The 17,857-nt window shown below is 63.6% G+C and carries 13 protein-coding genes; 7 read left to right on the plus strand and 6 right to left on the minus strand.

Annotated elements, in window-relative coordinates:
- Positions 1-23: 23 nt before the first annotated feature.
- The 4 genes from ACR9Y6_RS15000 to ACR9Y6_RS15015 form a co-directional block, all read right to left on the minus strand.
- Positions 24-788 (minus strand): DUF4440 domain-containing protein, encoded by a 765-nt coding sequence (locus tag ACR9Y6_RS15000; protein ID WP_481282004.1) that lies wholly within the window; start codon positions 786-788, stop codon positions 24-26.
- Between the two features lie 147 nt (positions 789-935).
- On the minus strand, positions 936-1,790 hold the full coding sequence (locus ACR9Y6_RS15005) for an outer membrane protein assembly factor BamE (RefSeq protein ID WP_481282005.1): 855 nt from the start codon (positions 1,788-1,790) through the stop codon (positions 936-938).
- Between the two features lie 11 nt (positions 1,791-1,801).
- Positions 1,802-6,955, minus strand: coding sequence for an ESPR-type extended signal peptide-containing protein (locus tag ACR9Y6_RS15010; protein ID WP_481282006.1), 5,154 nt, complete (start codon positions 6,953-6,955; stop codon positions 1,802-1,804).
- Between the two features lie 670 nt (positions 6,956-7,625).
- Positions 7,626-8,504 carry a VOC family protein gene (locus ACR9Y6_RS15015; protein ID WP_481282007.1) on the minus strand — a complete coding sequence of 293 codons (879 nt, stop codon included), beginning with the start codon at positions 8,502-8,504 and terminating at the stop codon, positions 7,626-7,628.
- A gap of 175 nt (positions 8,505-8,679) precedes the next feature.
- Here ACR9Y6_RS15015 and ACR9Y6_RS15020 point away from each other — a divergent pair, with 175 nt between their 5' ends.
- From ACR9Y6_RS15020 to ACR9Y6_RS15030, 3 genes are all read left to right on the plus strand, one after another.
- On the plus strand, positions 8,680-9,267 hold the full coding sequence (locus ACR9Y6_RS15020; protein WP_481282008.1) for a nucleotidyltransferase family protein: 588 nt from the start codon (positions 8,680-8,682) through the stop codon (positions 9,265-9,267).
- 147 nt (positions 9,268-9,414) lie between these two features.
- The gene (locus ACR9Y6_RS15025) at positions 9,415-12,477 is read left to right on the plus strand and encodes a sensor histidine kinase (protein WP_481282009.1); all 3,063 of its coding nucleotides are present in this window, start codon (positions 9,415-9,417) and stop codon (positions 12,475-12,477) included.
- Between the two features lie 136 nt (positions 12,478-12,613).
- Positions 12,614-13,852 carry an MFS transporter gene (locus ACR9Y6_RS15030; RefSeq protein ID WP_481282010.1) on the plus strand — a complete coding sequence of 413 codons (1,239 nt, stop codon included), beginning with the start codon at positions 12,614-12,616 and terminating at the stop codon, positions 13,850-13,852.
- Here ACR9Y6_RS15030 and ACR9Y6_RS15035 read toward each other — a convergent pair.
- Positions 13,845-14,180 (minus strand): winged helix-turn-helix domain-containing protein, encoded by a 336-nt coding sequence (locus ACR9Y6_RS15035; RefSeq protein WP_481282011.1) that lies wholly within the window; start codon positions 14,178-14,180, stop codon positions 13,845-13,847. The genes ACR9Y6_RS15030 and ACR9Y6_RS15035 overlap by 8 nt on opposite strands.
- A gap of 42 nt (positions 14,181-14,222) precedes the next feature.
- Entirely contained in the window at positions 14,223-15,245 is a 1,023-nt protein-coding gene (locus ACR9Y6_RS15040; RefSeq protein WP_481282012.1) for an aldo/keto reductase, read from the minus strand.
- 178 nt (positions 15,246-15,423) lie between these two features.
- Between ACR9Y6_RS15040 and ACR9Y6_RS15045 the strand changes: the two genes are divergently transcribed.
- The 4 genes from ACR9Y6_RS15045 (at position 15,424) to ACR9Y6_RS15060 (ending at position 17,853) form a co-directional block, all read left to right on the plus strand.
- Positions 15,424-16,065 (plus strand): response regulator, encoded by a 642-nt coding sequence (locus ACR9Y6_RS15045; protein ID WP_481282013.1) that lies wholly within the window; start codon positions 15,424-15,426, stop codon positions 16,063-16,065.
- A 108-nt stretch (positions 16,066-16,173) separates the two neighbouring features.
- Entirely contained in the window at positions 16,174-16,599 is a 426-nt protein-coding gene (locus tag ACR9Y6_RS15050; protein WP_481282014.1) for a GFA family protein, read from the plus strand.
- Positions 16,600-16,869: 270 nt separating this feature from the next.
- Positions 16,870-17,250, plus strand: a complete 381-nt coding sequence (locus ACR9Y6_RS15055) for a PA3715 family protein (protein WP_481282015.1) — start codon at positions 16,870-16,872, stop codon at positions 17,248-17,250.
- Positions 17,251-17,268: 18 nt separating this feature from the next.
- Complete coding sequence (locus ACR9Y6_RS15060; RefSeq protein WP_481282016.1) at positions 17,269-17,853, plus strand: methyltransferase family protein; 585 nt, start codon at positions 17,269-17,271, stop codon at positions 17,851-17,853.
- Positions 17,854-17,857 lie beyond the last annotated feature (4 nt).

The raw sequence follows: 17,857 nt of genomic DNA on the forward strand, positions 1-17,857 counted from the left end.
CGGGCAACGGCATGCCCGTGCCACTAATCGATACGTTGCGCCCGCTCGCCGAGGGCACCGTTCTCGTAGACCGCCAGGGTTCCCGGCTTGCCGCCCTCTCCTTTCTCGAAGTCGAAGCGAAGGTCCTTCTCCATAGCGAAGAAACGCGTGGTCGACTCCGGGTAGAGCGTGGCGACGAAAGCACCGGCCGTGAGCTTCAGGTGATCGCCATCGACAGCGACCACGATGTCGCCGATACGAGCGGAACGATAACGTCCCGCATAGGCGGCGAGCGCCGTGGCCGGCAGTGTCAGGGTTCGCGCAGGCGGGACATACGCCACGGGACCGTGGTCGTAACTGAGCACGCGGTGCATACGCCACGTGCCGCCGGTTTGTTTCCAGAGCGTGGTGAAATCCGCCTGGCCGTCCAGACGTTCGGGCTTTCCGGTTTCGTCCACATAGAAGCGGTGACGGCCAGAGAGGATGGCGAATCCGCCCTTGAGCGGATGAAAGGTGATGGTTTCATCCACCGCCTCACGGCGCAGGCGCATCTTCGGGTCCGCGCAGGGACCCTTCTGCAAGGAATCCAGCAAGCCCTGGCGAGTGGTCGTGAGTCCCGACTTGTCGTGGTAGAACTCGACGTCGGTGGTGATCAGGTCGCCCATCGCATTCATGTCGCAGGCGTTGTACGCCTGCCAGAACCGGCTGTCCGCGGCGCGTACCTGGCTTTCGTCGTCAGCCGCATGGACGGCCGATGTCATGAGGGACATGACGACGAACGAGAGGATGGTGAACGTGGCCCTGGTCATGGCTTCGTCGCGCGCCCTGCGGATTCACCCCGAATCCTCCCACGACGGGTCACACGAAGAACGTATCGAAAGTCACAGGTACGGTAAATCCCGTGGCCCCGTTGCCGGTGTTCCGGCAACGGGGCCCGGTCGACAGGCCATCTACGCTTATTCGACCCCGGTCACCCACACCTCCACGCGGCGATTGGGCGCCAGGCATCCGATCAACTGTCCACGCGGCGCGTCCTCGCAACCCTTCACCGGATCGGCTTCGCCCAGGCCCTCCGCGGTCACACGATCGGCGGGGATGCCTTGCGCCACGAGATAGCCCTTCACCGCCTCGGCGCGGCGCTGGGACAAGGCCCGGTTGTAGGCGTCGCTACCGAGACGATCGGTATAGCCGACGATGCGTACGGATCGCAGCTTGTCTCCCTGATCGCGCAGCGTCGTGGCCATCTCGTCCAGGCTGCCCTTGCCGGCTGGCGACAACTCGGCGCTGTCGAACGCGAAGAGTGCATCGGCGGACAGCACGCGCGGCTTGCGCGCCGCGACCGGCGCGGGGGCTACCGGGGCGGGAGCCGGCGCCGCTTCCTTGAGGAAGTCGGCACACGCCTCGGGTTTCCAGTAGAAGCTGCGAGCCAGCTTGTCGTCGTCGAACAACACCTTGTACTGGCACACGGTCACTTCGTCGCTGCCGGGTTTGCGGAAGTTGAACACGTAGTTCCACTCCCTCACCCCCCAGATGCCTTCGCTGAAGTGGGGGTACCCGATCAAGTCGGAGACCTGCTGCTTATTGAGCCCGGACCTCATCTGTCGCAAGTTCGACAGGTTGGGAAACGTGCCGTCCTTGTGCATGGGCGTGACCTCGCCTACCGCCGGCCACACCACTTCGCCTGCCGAGCGGCCGTCCTTCGCCACGTCGTGACTGATGTTTCCACAGGCCGCCAGTGCCAGTGCGAGCGAGACCACGGGGATGCCTTTCAACGATGCGCGCATGTTCTTGATTCCTTGGATAGCATTCATGGGTTCGCTCCTCACCACACCACGGCCGCGCCGACGCCCGCGCCCGCATCGCCGCGCGAGTTGGTCGTGGCGTTGAGCTTCAGCACGTAGCGTCCGCTCTCGGTAATGGTCGACATGCCGACGGCGATGCCGGTCTCGCCATGGAAGCTGCCCACCGCCACCGCCGCCGCGTTCTGGTTCGGCTGGTAGGCCTGCGGCAGGCTCGACATGGCCATCGCCGAGGCGATGCCCGCGTTGGCGCGGTTGCCGATGCGATTGAGGTCACGGTCGACGCTCTGGAAGCGCTGGTCGACATAGTCCTTGGTCCAGTTCTTCGCGCTCTCGATGGCCTGATCCAGCTGGCCCACGTTTACCGCGTCGGTGCGGTTCACCCCCGCCGCCACGTTGGTGATGGTGCGTTCGTTGCCCACCGAACCGACGGAGACGGTGTTGGACTGGTTGGCCACCGAGCCCGCGCCGATCGCGACACTGTTGTCACCCGTGGCCGACGAACCCGCACCGATCGCCGTGCTGTTGTCGCCCGTGGCGGTCGAGGGCGTGTTGTTGTCCCCGCTGTTCTGGTAGGTATTGTTGGTCGTGCTGCCGCCACCTCCGGTCGGGAAGTTGTTGACGACATTGGACAGGTTGATGATCTGCGAGCCGAGCAACTCCAGCGTCTGGTTGGTGGCGTACAACTGCGATCCATTGATCGCGTCGGTGCTGCTGCCACTGATCCGGCCGGCCGCCAGGTTGGTGATCGTGCGCTCGGCGCCCAACGCGCCCACGCTCACCGTCGAACCCGGTGTCGTGCCCGCGAAAGCATAGGTGGTGCCATTGAGCGTGGTGCTCGCCGTACCCACCGCCGCATCCGTTGAGGAACCCGCACCCAGTGCCACGCTGCCGGCGAACGCCGCCTGCGAACCCGCGCCCAGGGCCAGTGCCTGGATACCGTTCGACACCGCGTTGGTACCCAGCGCCACGCCATCGGCGAGGTTCACCGTGGCGTTCTGGCCGATCGCCGTGCCACCCGGCGCCGTCTGCTGCACGATGGCGCCGTTGCCCATGCCGATGCCGTTGTCGCCGTTCACCGTGGTCTGTGGACCGATCGCCACCGACTCGGCACCCGCCGCCAACGAATCGGAAGCGGTGGAGTTGGCGTGGAAGTACTTGATCGGCGTGACCGAGAAGGAACTCATCGCGCCCTTCAGCTGACGCAACGACACCGCGTCCTGGTCCTCCGTGCCGTCCGCCAGATTGGTGATCTGACGGAAATCCGTAGCGTTGCCCACGGATACCGCACCGAGCAGGGTGCGGTCGGTGGTGTTGTACGGAACCACGTTGGTGCCGACGAGGATCGAGCCGGAGGCAGGAGCGATCGCGCGATCGGACACGGCACCCGAACCCAAGGCCACGCCGCCCAAGACGGATACGCCGGTGCCCTGGCCCAGGGCTGTCGCGTTATCCGCGGTGGCCGTCGCACCGACGCCCGCCGCCAGTGCATTGATGCCGGTCGCACCGTCGTTGGCGTAGTTACCGCCCTGCGTTCCGTTGTCATTGACGCTGTAGTAGTGGATGGCGTTGGCGGCCACCGTGTCGTTCAAGGTTTCCAGTGCCTGGTTGGTGGCGAACAGCTGCGAGCCGTTGATCGCATCCGTGCTGTTGCCGTTCACCTGTCCCGCCGCGACGTTCGTGATGGTGCGCTCGGCACCCACCGCACCGACACTCACGGTGCTGCCAGGCGTGGTCCCCGCGTAGGCATAGGTGTTGCCGGCGATGGTTCCGCTGGCGGTTTGCACCACCGTGCCCGTGGTGCTTCCCGCACCCAAAGCCACATCGCCCACGTTGGCACCGGCAGTGGCGCCGTTACCGATCGACACGGCGTTTTCCGTGTTGGCCGTCGATACCGGACCGATCGCCACGCTGTTCAATCCGTTCGGCAGGGAATCGGCCAGGTTGGAGTTGGCGTGGAAATACTTGATGCCACCGGTATCGATCTGGTTGAAGATCTGCTGCAACGAGCTGTACGTGTTGCCACCGTAGGTGATGCTGGTGTTGATCGTGCCGGTGGCCGGATCGTAGGTGGTGCCACCGCCGATCGTCGTGGCGATGGTGTCGCCCAGGTTCGTTACCGTGTTGCCGAGATTGGTGACGCTGGTACCCACCGTGCCGATCGCCTGGTTGGCCGCGAACAGCTGCGAGCCATTGATGGCGTCGGTGCTGCCACCGTCGACACGGCCGGCCGCCACGTTGGTGATGGTCCTCTCCGCGCCGACCGCGCCCACGCTGACCGTCGAACCCGGCGTCGTGCCCGCGAAGGCATAGGTGGTGCCGTTGATCACCGTGCTGGCCGTACCCACCGCCGCGTCCGTCGACGAACCCGCACCCAGTGCCACGCTGCCGGCGAACGCCGCCTGCGAACCCGGGCCGAGTGCCAACGCCTGGATGCCGTTGGACACCGCGTTGGTACCCAGCGCCACGCCATCGGCGAGGTTCACCGTGGCGTTCTGGCCGATCGCCGTGCCACCCGGCGCCGTCTGCTGCACGATGGCGCCGTTGCCCATGCCGATGCCGTTGTCGCCGTTCACCGTGGTCTGCGGACCGATCGCCACCGACTCGGCACCTGCCGCCAACGAGTCGGCGGCCGTGGAATTGGCATGGAAGTACTTGATCGGCGTGACCGAGAACGAGCTCATCGCGCCCTTCAACTGGCGCAGCGTCACGGCATCCTGGTCCTCCGTACCATCCGCCACGTTGGTGATCTGGCGGAAGTCGGTGGCATTGCCCACGGATACCGAGCCGAGCAGATTGCGGTCGGTGGTGTTGTACGGAATGACGTTGGTGCCGACGAGGATCGAGCCGGAGGTGGGAGCGATCGCGCGATCGGATACCGCGCCGGAACCCAGCGCCACGCCACCGAGTACCGACACACCGGTGCCCTGACCGAGCGCGGTGCCGTTGTCGGCGGTGGCCGTGGCGCCGACACCCGCCGCCAGCGCGTTGAGGCCGCTGGCGCCGTCGTTGGCGTAGTTCCCGCCAGGAGTGCCGTTATCGTTGACGCTGTAGTAATGCACGGCACCCGCGGTCACGTCGCCACCGATCTGGTTGAAGATCTGCTGCAGCGAGCTATAGGTGTTGCCGCCATAGGTGACGCTGGTGGTGATGTTGCCTGTGCTGGGATCGTAGGTGGTGCCGCCACCGATCGTGGTGGCGATGGTGTTGCCCAGGTTGGTCACCGTATTGCCGAGGTTGGTGACACTCGTGCCCAACGTTCCGACGGCCTGATTGGTCGCGAACAACTGCGAGCCATTGATGGCATCGGTGCTGCCGCCATCGATGCGCCCCGCCGCCAGGTTGGTGATGGTGCGTTCCGCACCCCCGGCACCGACGCTCACCGTGCTTCCGGGGTTCGTACCCGCGAAGGCATAGGTCGTACCGTTGATGGAGGCACTCGTCGTGCCGACCGCCGCGGTGGTGGTCGAACCGGAGCCCAGCGCGACATCGTTCGCGTTGTTCGCCGTGGCCGCGTTGCCGAAGGCTACCGAGCCGGCGCCGAGTGCGCTGCTGGCGTTGCCCAGGGCGACGGAGCCGACACCCTGGGCGTTATTGCCGTTACCGGCCGCCACCGCGCCATCGCCATTCGCCGTGTTGTTCGAGCCAACGGTCACGGCGCCGTTGCCGATGGCGGAGTTCGGATCGCCGATGGCGACCGCGCCGTTGCCGTTGGCGGTCTGCGCTTCGCCCAGCGCGACCGCACCCAGGCCACCGAGCACCTGCGAGTTGTGACCCGCGGCGAACGAACCCGCACCGGCACCGGCGGCAACCGTATTCGTATCGCCGATCGCGACCGTGGAGGCCGCCTGCGCCTGTGACGACGTACCGGCCGCCACGCTGTTGATCCCCGATGCGGTGTTCGCGCGGCCCAGCGCCAGCGCATTCGTCGCCGTCGCGGAACTGCCGCCCACGGCGGTGCTGTTCGTGCCCGACGCCAGCGTGAAGTTTCCTATGCCGACCGCACCCACACCACTGGCGACGATATCGATACCCAGCGCGATGGCGTTGTTCGCCGTGGCACCGCCGCCCGCCACGCCACTTTGAAGTGCACCTACGTAGATGGAATTGATTCCCGTCGCCTTCGCCTGCCTGCCGATGGCGATGGCGTCGGCCTGGCTCGCGTTCGCCTGCAAGCCCATGCCGATCGAGTAGAGGCCCGACGAGCTCACGTCCGTGCCGATGGCGATGGCCGATTCGGCCGATGCGCCCGTCCCGACGGTGCGAGATCCGAGGTAGACCGCATTGAGGGCGGTCGAGTAGGCCTGCCAACCGATGGCGGTCGCGTGGGCGAATACGCTTTGCGACGAAAGGCCGAGGGCTGTCGCTCCTTCCCCCGTCGCTACCGTGAAACCGCCGACCGCCGTTGCCTGTCCATTGTTGGCCGCGGCGGACGTACCGAGGGCGACCGCGTTCTGGGCGCCGACCGCCTTCGCCACGCTGCCGATGACGACGCTGTTGGCGGAGTTCGCATCAACCGACGCGCTGTTCCCCATGCCTACCGCGCCCACGCCGGCGACGGTGACGGCCGGACCTATCGCGGTCGCGGCCGTTCCCGTGGCGCGCGAGTTGATGCCCATGGCGACACCTTGGCCGGCGGTCGACGCAGACTGGGTGCCGATAGCGATCGAATTGGCGCCCGAAGCGGTAACGTCGGTGCCTACGCCGATGGCGCCACCAGCGAGCGCACCCGTGCCGTTAGCGGTACGTGCGCCGATGTAAACGGAATTGATGGCATTGGAATAGGCGCCGAAGCCAACGGCTATTCCGTTCTGGGCATTGACAGTCGAGCTATAGCCGAGCGCCAGGGCGCCCAATACGTTGGCTCTTGCCAGCGACCCGATAGCCGTTGCCCCGATGCCGCTGCTCGCAGCCCCATAGCCCATGCACGATGCGGTGCTGTTATAGGCGTTGTAAGGCGCCGCCGTGCAGTCGACCGCCTGTGCCGCCGCCGATCCGCTCCATCCGATCCACCCTGTCGCCAGCAACAGGGTCAAGGCCATGGGGGCGAGGCCGCGTGATGGGGATCGGTGCCGGCCTTGTCCCGAGCTGCCACCGCGGTGGCACGTCGCTATCTCCGAAGCGACCACGAGCTGGTTCAGCGCGCGGTTCCAGACTTTGCTATGTATCTTGTTCATACGATTTCCTTCTGCAGGGGCTGATGCACCGGGGGAACGTGGTTGGGAACTGAAACGCAGGCGCGCAAAGGGCCGCGAACGCAGGAACGCGTCCGGGTGGAGGGTTGGAGGTTTTTATTTACGGCCGCGCGCGAACGCGCACGGACGTCATGCGTCCCGTCGGGCGACGAGAAGGCTCAGATCGAGCTTGGTCGTAATCGCGAGCGTGCAGTGGGCGGGGGGTGCTGGGCCGCCATTAGGGGAAACCGGGAGCTTCCGGGTCGGGGAACGCTGGAATGGTTTCGGCCCAGGCAATGGCCTGTCCGGAAATTCCGCTCGCTAATCCACCTGGATGGGTACGAATTATCCATCGCGTGAGCTACTCCCCCTGCAGCTTTCTTCCATGGTTCAGCCGGCATCGAAGCCGGGACATGACCCGTGGTTTTTTTATAGCGCAATTACTCCTACAGGAAAGATATGCACGATCTAAATCGTGACGTCTATCTCACAAAATCATCACGTTTTTTTGATGTCGATTTTCAGGACAAAGATGGCACGTCGGTTGCTTCGACGCGCAAGGATGCACTGTTCCGGCAAAAGCGGTAGTGGGGCAAGAAGATGAGCTTCTTGGCTGCGATTGAAGTATCGACAGGCATTCGCACGCGCGAGCCGGTAGATATCACCAACCCTTTCAGTTCACCACGCCATGGACCTCCGCGACATAACCGCCGGGAAACCTGACCATGGCCGCGCGGCGGTCGCCTTCGGGGTGCGCTTCCACGACTACCGTCGCTCCGCTGTCACGTGCGCGGCGAAGCGTGGCATCGAGGTCGCCGACTTCATAACCGGCAAGTTCGGTGCCATAAGGCCAGTCGAGGTGGCCGTCGGTCACCAGCACCGTCGCCCTGCCGAAACCCGAGACGAGACGGATACGCCGGTACGTGCCAGCGCCGCGACCGATTTCCACCGCGGATGCGTGGCGCTCGTCCGAGAGCACCCTGCCATGCGCGAACGCCACGAATGCCTTCACGAATGCGTCCGCCGACTGGACCGGGAGATAGATGCGATTCTCCGGCACATGGTCCAGCGGCGCGGACTCCGCTTTCTTCGTGTGCCAGTAGAACTGCATGTTCACGCCACCGGGAAAGGTGACCACCGCATCGCGGCCGATGGGATCGTCGAAAGGCGCCACCAGGGTCGCGGCGCCAGCGGCGTTGGCAGCCTTGACCGCTTCGTCCACGTCGGTGACGAGATAGCCCGTGCGCTCCTGCCCGAAGGGATACGGTACCGGCGTCTGGAAACCGAATACGGAGATCGCGCCGGAGGGCGTACGAACCACCTGCGAGGTCGTCTTCGATGGAGTCGGGGTCACCGTGACGACCACCGGGGTCGTCGACTGGCCGGCGAATGTGGCGGCGAAGCTACGGACGAAGGCGTCCAGATCCGCGGCGGCGACGTACACATGGGTCGTGTCGTATTGGGGACCGACCGAGAAGTCCCGCGTCGAAGCGAAGGCGGCCGGCACGATCGCCAGCGACAGGGTGGCAAGGAGAATTTGCGTTCGAGTCATGATGTATTACCGCGCCTCCGATGGACGTTTCGCCGTGGGAAGGCGGAGGGTATGTGGCGGCCGCATGGGAAGATAGAACGTTTGGAATGTCGCCGGGTGGTTTTGTGCAAGCTTGTTCTCGAAGAGAGCGGGCATGTACGTTAGAGCCTGGCTCATCGCCTTTTTCGGAATACACATGCGTGGATGCGAAGCACACGACGCGGTCATCATGGCTGCCGAGGGCAATCATCGGCTGGACACGCCGAAGCAACTGCTGACGGTCGCCGGTGAAACCTTGCTCCAGCGTACCGTCCGAATGGTCAAGGCCACCGGCCCGACCCATCTGATGGTGGTGTTGGGCGCGCATGCCGAACGGCTGGCTCCCTTGGTGACCGGTACCGCCATCCTGTTCGACCCTACATGGGAAGAAGGCGTGGCCTCGTCCCTGCGTCGCGCGGCGGCGGCACTGGCCGGCCGGTCATACCCCTTGCTGGTCGCCGTGGCTGACCAGCCTTGCCTCACCCAGGAGCACCTCGACAAATTGCTGGTCGCCTATGACGGCAGCTGTGACGTGGTATCGGCTTATGGAGATGCCCTGGGTCCACCGGCGTTGCTTCGTCCACAGACGCTGGCCCAGGCAGGTGCGCTCCGTGGCGATGCCGCCTTCCGCCGCCTATGGGCTGGCGGGCATCCGGCGGCCATTCGTCGCGACGCCTTGGCTCGCGGCCTGGACACTCCTGAAGACGTGGCCGATGCGGTTCGTGCGGGGCTTATCGACGGCTAGCGGGACGTCACACTCGCGCAGATGACGGCGGCTTGTGCTCACTCGGATCTTGGGGGGCGAACTGGCCGTCGAAGGAGGTTTCGGGCAATCCTACGGTCGCACCGTTCCTATATAAACCGCGACAGGTCCCTTGAAGAGCGAGGCCACGTGCCCCTCAAGACCGCCCTCATCATGCTTGCGCTGTCGCTGGGATCGGCGGGCCGTTTGCTGGCTGCCCAGGCAGAACCACAGTCGTCGGAAGGGGTACAGCCGTCCCAGTACGTGCATCAGTCGTGGACGATCAAAGATGGCGCACCACCTGCCATCTGCGCGATGACACAAGGTCCGGACGGTTACCTTTGGTTGGGCACGGGAGCCGGGCTCTACCGTTTCGACGGCGTCGAGTTCAGTCGCTATCAGCCACCGTCGGGACAACACCTCGTGTCCACCAACCTGACGGCTCTCCATTTCACCCGTGATGGCGGTTTGTGGATCGGCTCCTATGATGGAGGAGCCACTCTCCTCAAGGACGGAAATGTCCGTTCGTGGAGTACCCGGGACGGCTTTCCGGCCGGATGGGTGAATAATTTTTCGTCAGGGCTGGATGGAGAGGTCTGGGTCGCCACGGGACAGGGGCTGGGACGTTTCTCGAAAGGTCGCTGGCAAGCCGTCGGCGCGAACTGGAACTATCCCGCCGATCGGGCCGACTGGGTTGTCGTCGATCATGATGGGACGTTGTGGGTCGCCGCGGTTGACCGCCTGGTTTACCTGCCTAGGGGCGCACGGCAGTTCGCGTCAACCAACTTTCCGTTGGCACCGGGAGCCGTCCTGGGAGTCGATGGTGGAGGCCGGTTATGGGCGAGCGATCATCTCTACGGCACACGGCGTCTTGATGGACTTTCGGCGGCTCACCCGAACCTCCCCGATTCGACGCCCCTTCCCGCCGCCGGCGAGTACGCGGCGGCGCGCATGGCATTTGACCGTGGCGGCGGTTTATGGGCGACGTCGCGTGACAACGCATCCGTCTTCCACGTACCGCGCAAGGCGTGGCCGGCGGCTGGCGCAAGCATCCCCGCTTCAGCCGTAGCGGACACGTTCAAGGCTCCTTTGGAACTCACGTCGAACCATGCCATTGCGGTCACGGTCGATGCAGAAGGCACCATTTGGGTGGGAACGGGCATCGGCATCGACAGCTACCACCTGAGCCAGGTGGGAACCTTGCATGACTTCAACGTCGAGCCGAAGGCTCACCTCGGCATTTCCAGCGACCGCGTGGGACAGCTGTGGCTGTCAAGTTTCGATACCATCTACAAACTCGAGGAAGATACGGTAAAGCCCGAAATCACGGGCCTATCCGATGCCATCCTCAGCACGTTCAGGGATAGCGATGATTCGCTATGGGTGATCGGCTTCCACGACCTCTTTCACTCGCTCGAGGGGCATCTGGAAAAACTGCCGCTTCCAAACGGGCTCGATGCTTCACGTCTCAAGTTTGTCGCGCCCGCGCCGCATGGTGTTATCTGGGCGTCAATCGAGGGATTGGGCATCTACCAGCTCAAGGCTGGGACCTGGCATGCACAGGCCTTGAGGACAAAGGGACTTGAGGTCAGCCCAACGAGCATCGCTGTCGACGCGGCCGGTGCGACATGGTTCGGATATGCCGACAGTACGCTGCTGTACCTCGACGACCGGGGCGCGGAGCAGGTCTTCAGGTTCCGCCCCGGCGAAGAGATCGGCACCGTGTCGGCCATGGCTACCGGTCGCTTCGGTGTGCTGTTTGGCGGAAGCGCGGGACTGGCGACGTTGCGCAACGGCCGCCTCGTATCACTGACCAACCGGGATTTCCCTGCCCTGACCGGCATCACCGGTATGGTGGAAGAGCCGAACGGCGACGTATGGATCAACGCGGGGCGCGGCTTGCTGCATTTCACGGCGGCCGAACTGGAGCGTGCCTTTGCCGACCCAGCGTACCGGCCGGCGATGGGCAGCTTCGATTTCCGCGATGGCATCCAGGGGAGTGCACGGCAAGGTCAGCCCGTAACCACCATCCAGCGCAGTGCCACGGGGCGCATCTGGTTCCTGACGAACGAGAACGCGTACTGGATCGATCCGTCCCATGGACGACGCAACCTCATTCCACCACCCGTCTACATCAAGTCGGTCCTGGCCAACGACCGGCGCCTGGAACCTCGCGATGGCATGGTTCTTCCCGCCGGCACGAGCGCCCTACAGTTCGGATACACGGCGCTAAGCCTCACCTCACCGACCCGTGTACGGTTTCGCTACCGCCTGGTCGGCGAAGACGCTGACTGGGCCGATCCCGGCACACGCCGCCAAGCGTATTACACCAATCTTGCCCCGGGCACGTACCGCTTCGATGTCATCGCGTCCAACGATCAGGGGATATGGAATGAACATGGCGCGAGCCTCTCCATCACCATCCGTCCCCGCTACTACCAGACATGGTGGTTCCACCTCTTCGAGGCCTTGCTCGTGGCGGCCATCGTAGGTACCGCTTACGTACTGCGCGTGCGCTATGTCGCACGTACGATACGGCTGCAGACGAGCGCGCGACACGAGGAACGCGAACGCATAGCTCGTGAGTTGCACGATACGCTGCTGCAGGCGATCTACGGCATCGTCCTGAAATTCCAGGCCATCGCTGCCGCGATGAAGGACGACGATGTCCTGAAGAAAGATATCCAAGGGACGTTACAGATCGCCGGCGACTTCATCATCGAAGGACGTGATCGAGTCAAGGAATTACGTTCCCGTCTCGATTCGACCCACGACTTGGTAACCGCCATCCTCGATCTCGCACGTGTCCTGCAGGATGCGTCCGATGTGTCCGTGGAGACGGTTGCACACGTGCCGGACCACCCTATAGATCCGGCTTTGGGCGATGAAATCCTGGCCATCTGCCGCGAGAGTCTCATCAACGCCTTGCGCCACGCCGAAGCAACCCGGATCTTCCTCGAGCTCTCAATGAGGGGACGCGACATCCTCATGCGCGTGACCGATGACGGCGTGGGTATTTCCCCCGGCATCCTCGAGAACACACAAACCACGGGTCATTGGGGCATCGCCGGCATGCGCGAGCGTGCGGAGCGAATAGGCGCCCACCTGTCGATTCGTTCTATGCCGGGCGGAACGACGATCGAACTCACCGCACCATTGCGACTACCGCTCAAACGGGCTCGCCTTCGCAACGACGGTAACCCGACAAGCTGACACCCGGCCTATCGGGCACGACAGCCCACGGCGCTTGCCACTCTTTGCGTCATTTAACGTGCTCCCATCCGAGCGCCGTGATAGTTGTTTCCTCGCGGGGAAGAACTCCATCAGCCTCGGCACGAGGAGAATGACCATGCACAACAAGGCTTTCGAAGCGCAGTGCGCCGCCGTCGATGTCCACAACGCCGAACCGCGCGTGGCCCGACGCTGTGGCCTCATCCTGTTTTCCCTCGCCTTTGGCAGTTTCTGCATCGGGACGTCGGAGTTCGCGAGCATGGGCATTCTTCAGCTGTTCGCGGCAAGCCTCGAAATCAGCCTTCCCGCCGCGACCAATGCCATCACCGCGTATGCGTTCGGTGTCGTCATCGGAGCGCCCGCGGTGACGATCGCCGCGGCGCGGATGAACCGCAAACCGCTTCTGCTGTGGCTGATGGTCATCTTCGTCGCCGGCAACGTCCTCTCCGCGATGTCCACGAACCTGGTCATGTTCGCCGTCGCGCGTTTCATCAGCGGCCTGCCGCAGGGAGCATATTTCGGCGCGGGTGCGGTAGTCGCGTCCTACGTGGTCGGCCCCGGCAAGGGTGGCAGGGCGTTCGCTCTGGTGATGATGGGGCTGACGATCGCCACCATCGTCGGCTCTCCCCTGGCGACGTTTCTCGGGCAACACCTTGGTTGGCGCGATACTTATCTTGCCGTGGCGGCGATCGCCACGCTGGCTCTCCTGTGCTTGCTAGGCTGGGTTCCCCGTACCGTCGCGCTGGACGGTGGCCCGGTAATGCAGCAGCTCACGGCGCTGCGCAAACCGCAGGTCTGGATCACGATGGTCGTTGCCGCCCTCGGTGTCTCGAGCATCTTCGCCGTCTACACGTTCATTGGGCCGCTGGTCACCGAAACGGCGCGGCTGAGCCAGGACTGGATACCGTTCGCCCTGGCGATGTTCGGCTTCGGCATGACCGCCGGCAACCTGTTCGGGGGCCGCCTGGCCGATCGCTTCCCCGCCAGGGGGCTGGTGATCGGTTTTGCCTGTGCCTTGGTCGTCATGGCTATGCTGGCCATGTTCGGCGCGAATCCATGGGTACAGATGCCGGCCATGTTCGGGGTCGGCGCAGCGATGATGTGTGCCATCCCCACGCTCCAGGTGCGCCTCAACCACTTTGCTCCCGAGGCGCCGACCCTCATGGGTGCCATGAACCTGGCCTCGTTGAACACCTCCAACGCGATAGGAGCATGGGCCGGTGGACTGACCGTCGCCTCGGGCTTCGGGTTCCTGTCCGCGGTATGGGCCGGTTTCGGCCTCACCCTGCTCGGGCTCGTGGTGTTCGGTCTGACGTTACCCCGGGCACCACGATTCGCAACTGCCGCGGTCACGTGACCCGACGGGCGACAACCTGTTCGATGCTTCCCACGAAGCAGTAACCGCGTCCGGTGACACTGGCGATATAGCGCTGTCCGTCGCGTCCACACCCTAGCGCCTTGCGCAGGTTGGCGATCTGCACGCGGACATTGGCCTCGCTCACGCACAGACCGGACCATGCGATGGCCATCATCTCGCGGGGAGTCAGTACGCCTCCATCACGTTCGACCAGGCCAACGAGGACATCGAATGCCCGGCTGCCCAGATGCACCTCGTTACCGTCGCGGTAGAGGGCTCGCGCCCTTGGAATCAACTGGAACGGCCCGAAAGAATACGATTCGTTCATGGCGAGCCTCCTGCGCCACGCATGACCCGCGACGTGCGCCAGTCACTCGCGGTCGATGGGAAGTGGTGCATCAGGTGATACGAGCCTCTGCTCTCGCATGTCCTTCCAGAAACCGTCCGGTATGGCTTCCGCCAGCGCGGCGCGATCCTCTACGAGCCGTCCAGGACGGCTTGCGCCGGGGATCACCGCCGCCACTGCCGGGTTCGCGAATACGAACTGCAGCGCCGCGGCTTTCACGCTGATGCCGTGGTGCGACGCCAGGGTGCGGATCGCGTTCACCTTCCCGACGATGGCCTCTGGCGCGTTCTGGTATTCGAAATGCGTACCGCCGGCGAGGATGCCGGAGCTGTACGGACCACCCACCACGATGTCGACGTTTTGCGCTACGGCGGCCGGCATCAGTCGTTGCAGAGCGCGCGCGTGGTCAAGCAACGTGTATCGGCCCGCCAGCAGAAAGCCGTCAGGCCGGGCCTCTTCGAGATCCAACGTAATCTCCAGTGGCTCGACCCGGTTGACGCCGAGGCCCCAAGCCTTGATGACGCCCTCGTCTCGTAGCCGGGTGAGAGCACGGAACGCTCCACGCCTGGCATCCTCATAGCGCGCAAGCCATTCGTCACCGTAGAAGTCCTGAGCCACGTCGTGGACCCAAACGATGTCGATCCGGTCGACACCCATCCGCTGCAGGCTATCGTCAATGGACCGTAACGTGGCATCCGCCGAGTAGTCGTTGATCACCTTGTTGGGCCGACCCGCCGCGAACAGGCCGCTCTTCTCGCCCAGGTCTCGCGTGCCGGTGTCTTCCACTTCGTCGAGGATGATGCGACCCACCTTGGTGCTCAGAACGTAGTCACCGCGGTCGTGACGGGACAATACCTTACCCAGGCGGATCTCGGCGAGGCCTGCTCCATAGAAAGGGGCCGCATCGAAGTAGCGGATACCCTGCTCCCAGGCCGCTTCCACCGTACCTATCGCCTCGGCTTCAGGGATGTCGCGAAACATGTTTCCCAAAGGGGCCGTCCCGAAGCCCAGGACGTGGCGGGAAGGAAAGATATCTTTGAGGCTCATTGCCATGCACCATACGGGCGATTCGAGGAAACAACCTAGCTGGCGCATACATGGCGCGACACACCCCGCGGTCTAGATGAGGATGCCCTGTTCGCGGCCGGCGTTTTCACCCGATCGGGGCTTGATCTGGCGGATGAATCGGTGGATAGATCGTTGTGGACCACGTTGGAAACGAGCCATGAACATCCCTCCAGGGCAGGCAGGCATGATCCGCGTGCTGATCACGGATGACCATCCCGTCATGCGCCACGGATTACGCGCGGCGGTCTCCGTCGAACCGGACATGGAGATGGTGGGTGAGGCGACGAACGGCTGGGAGGCCGTGGAGAAATTCCGTCAACTGCAACCCAGCGTGGTCCTGATGGACCTGCAGATGCCGAGCATGGATGGACTGGACGCCATTCGCGACATCCGAACCGAATTCCCCCAAGCCAACATCATCGTGTTGACCAGTTATCCGGGCGATGCTCGCATCATGCGCGCCCTCCTGCTCGGCGCGACTTCGTACCTGTTGAAGACCTCCAGCCTAGACGAAATAGTACAAGCCATCCGGGCATCCGTAGTGGGTCGACACGTCATGGACCCTGAAGCAGCTCATCAGCTGGCCGCGTACGCCGGCGCTGAAGCGCTCACCCCTCGTGAGATCAGCGTGCTCCGCCTCGTGGCCAAAGGTCACGGCAACAAGGCAATCGGCCGTGCCCTATCCATCTCGGAGGAGACGGTGAAATCGAGAATGCGCAGCATCCTCGGCAAGCTGGATGCACGGGATCGCACGAATGCCGTGATGATAGCGCTGCAGCGCGGCTTCCTCGACCCGTGAGCAGTCGCGAACCTGGCGGTGGACAGCGGCTTGTCGCTTCACAATTCATTGCACCGATTTACTCTTCCATGGCGCAGCATGTCCATGGACACATCGGGAGCACCGGTCATGGCGAAGAAACATTCGGGGCGCTGTGCATGCGGCGCCATCACTTTCGAATTCGACACCGATCCGACCTTTGTCGCAGATTGCTATTGCCTGGATTGCCAGCGAGCCTCGGGTGGCACCATGGCAACGTTCATGGGCGTCCCTGCCGACGACTTCGTCTTGCTCAGCGGCGCGCCAAAGGCTTACCACTACATCGCCAACTCCGGCCTGCCATTGGAGCGAAACTTCTGCCCGAATTGTGGTTCGCGCGTTTTCACCAGCAATCTCGGCGCGTTCCCGGGAACGGTATTCGTCATGCTGGGTAGTCTCGACAATCCGGATCGTGTCAAGCCGATGCTCGAGATGTTCACCAAGCGACGGCAACCATGGCAACACGAGCAGGCCAAGGAGAAGAACCTGCCACAGTTCACCGACATGCCGCATTGATGCAGGAGACACCTGCCACGCCCGGCCACCAGTGAGTGCATGGTCCGTTTGTCAGAAGTTCGCCATCCCCCGGGCCTGTCCGCGCCCGCTCTGGTGCGGTCTAATAACGCCGTCGAACGAGCGTTGACCGGCTTCACGGAGGGCGCCGCTCGCGCGCAGAACTGAGTCCGCGTCTGGCTTCCAGGTGGTAGTACAGGGGAATTTGCTTTGAACATACGGACCGCGGGAGAGGAGAAGAGCGGCCAGAAATCCAACGACGACTCCAAATTCATGCGCGATCTCGATGTCATCGTCCTTGACCCGGACCAACACACGGTCGTGGCACATGCGCACGAAGACGCGGCTGTCGAAGACGGCGGCGCTCGCCTCGAAAGCATCGGCATCGATACGGCACGATACATACTGGCTCCCGGTCTGCGTGCTTTTGGAGTGAGTGTAAATAATGAAACTCACTGCACTTGTGCGAATAACAGTTCCACGAATCTCAAGCTATACGTGCAACACGGTCATCGGCTCGACAACGTCGCCACCATCGAAATCCGTTCCAGACAGGCAGGCTATGAGATGCGTGCGGAAACCCCAGTCGCGCCAATCATGACGAGGCCTTTCGGCAGGGGCGGGCGTCGCCCGTCTACCCCTAGGATGACCTGAGAACAAGGAGAACGAACCGTGTCGACGGAAGATTGGCTGAAACAAGGTATCAGCGCCGCTTGGTGGGTCTTGTTGGCCTGGTGGATATGGAGTTCGAGGGGTAACAAGAGTGCCACGCGGGGCGAGCCGTGGCATACCCGAATGCTGCTCTATTGGATACCGCTGGTGGTGGCGTTCGGCTTACTCGGGCCGGGCGACTGGTTCGGTCACACCTGGTTGCGCGAGGGCATCGTGCCGCATACGGTGCCCGTGTTCGCTGTTTCGCTGGTCATCGTTGTCGTGGGGGTGGGCCTGGCCATTTGGTCGCGCGTACTCTTGGGGCGCAACTGGAGCAGCGTCGTCCAGATAAAGCACGACCACGAACTTGTGGAGGCTGGTCCGTATCGATACATTCGCCATCCCATCTACACCGGTATCCTGATCGCGTTCATCGGAACCGCGGCGAAGGAGGGCGACATCCGTGGGATAGTCGCCATCTTGATACTTTTCGCGTCGTTCTGGCGGAAGCTACGGATGGAGGAGCGGATGCTTGGGGAAACATTCGGTGAGACGTACGCCGCATACAAGAGACGTACGAAGGCGTTGATTCCCGGGATTCTCTGAAGCC

It is taken from the genome of Luteibacter sp. TLI7-4A (assembly GCF_056754745.1).

What these genes read in the sequence shown, in the direction of transcription:
- ACR9Y6_RS15015 (WP_481282007.1), bottom strand. Translation starts at nt 8,504, where the DNA reads ATGACTCGAACGCAAATTCTCCTTGCCACCCTGTCGCTGGCGATCGTG.
- ACR9Y6_RS15020 (WP_481282008.1), top strand. Translation starts at nt 8,680, where the DNA reads ATGCGTGGATGCGAAGCACACGACGCGGTCATCATGGCTGCCGAGGGC.
- ACR9Y6_RS15055 (WP_481282015.1), top strand. Translation starts at nt 16,870, where the DNA reads ATGCGCGATCTCGATGTCATCGTCCTTGACCCGGACCAACACACGGTC.
- ACR9Y6_RS15050 (WP_481282014.1), top strand. Translation starts at nt 16,174, where the DNA reads ATGGCGAAGAAACATTCGGGGCGCTGTGCATGCGGCGCCATCACTTTC.
- ACR9Y6_RS15010 (WP_481282006.1), bottom strand. Translation starts at nt 6,955, where the DNA reads ATGAACAAGATACATAGCAAAGTCTGGAACCGCGCGCTGAACCAGCTC.
- ACR9Y6_RS15045 (WP_481282013.1), top strand. Translation starts at nt 15,424, where the DNA reads ATGAACATCCCTCCAGGGCAGGCAGGCATGATCCGCGTGCTGATCACG.
- ACR9Y6_RS15040 (WP_481282012.1), bottom strand. Translation starts at nt 15,245, where the DNA reads ATGAGCCTCAAAGATATCTTTCCTTCCCGCCACGTCCTGGGCTTCGGG.
- ACR9Y6_RS15000 (WP_481282004.1), bottom strand. Translation starts at nt 788, where the DNA reads ATGACCAGGGCCACGTTCACCATCCTCTCGTTCGTCGTCATGTCCCTC.
- ACR9Y6_RS15035 (WP_481282011.1), bottom strand. Translation starts at nt 14,180, where the DNA reads ATGAACGAATCGTATTCTTTCGGGCCGTTCCAGTTGATTCCAAGGGCG.
- ACR9Y6_RS15030 (WP_481282010.1), top strand. Translation starts at nt 12,614, where the DNA reads ATGCACAACAAGGCTTTCGAAGCGCAGTGCGCCGCCGTCGATGTCCAC.
- ACR9Y6_RS15005 (WP_481282005.1), bottom strand. Translation starts at nt 1,790, where the DNA reads ATGAATGCTATCCAAGGAATCAAGAACATGCGCGCATCGTTGAAAGGC.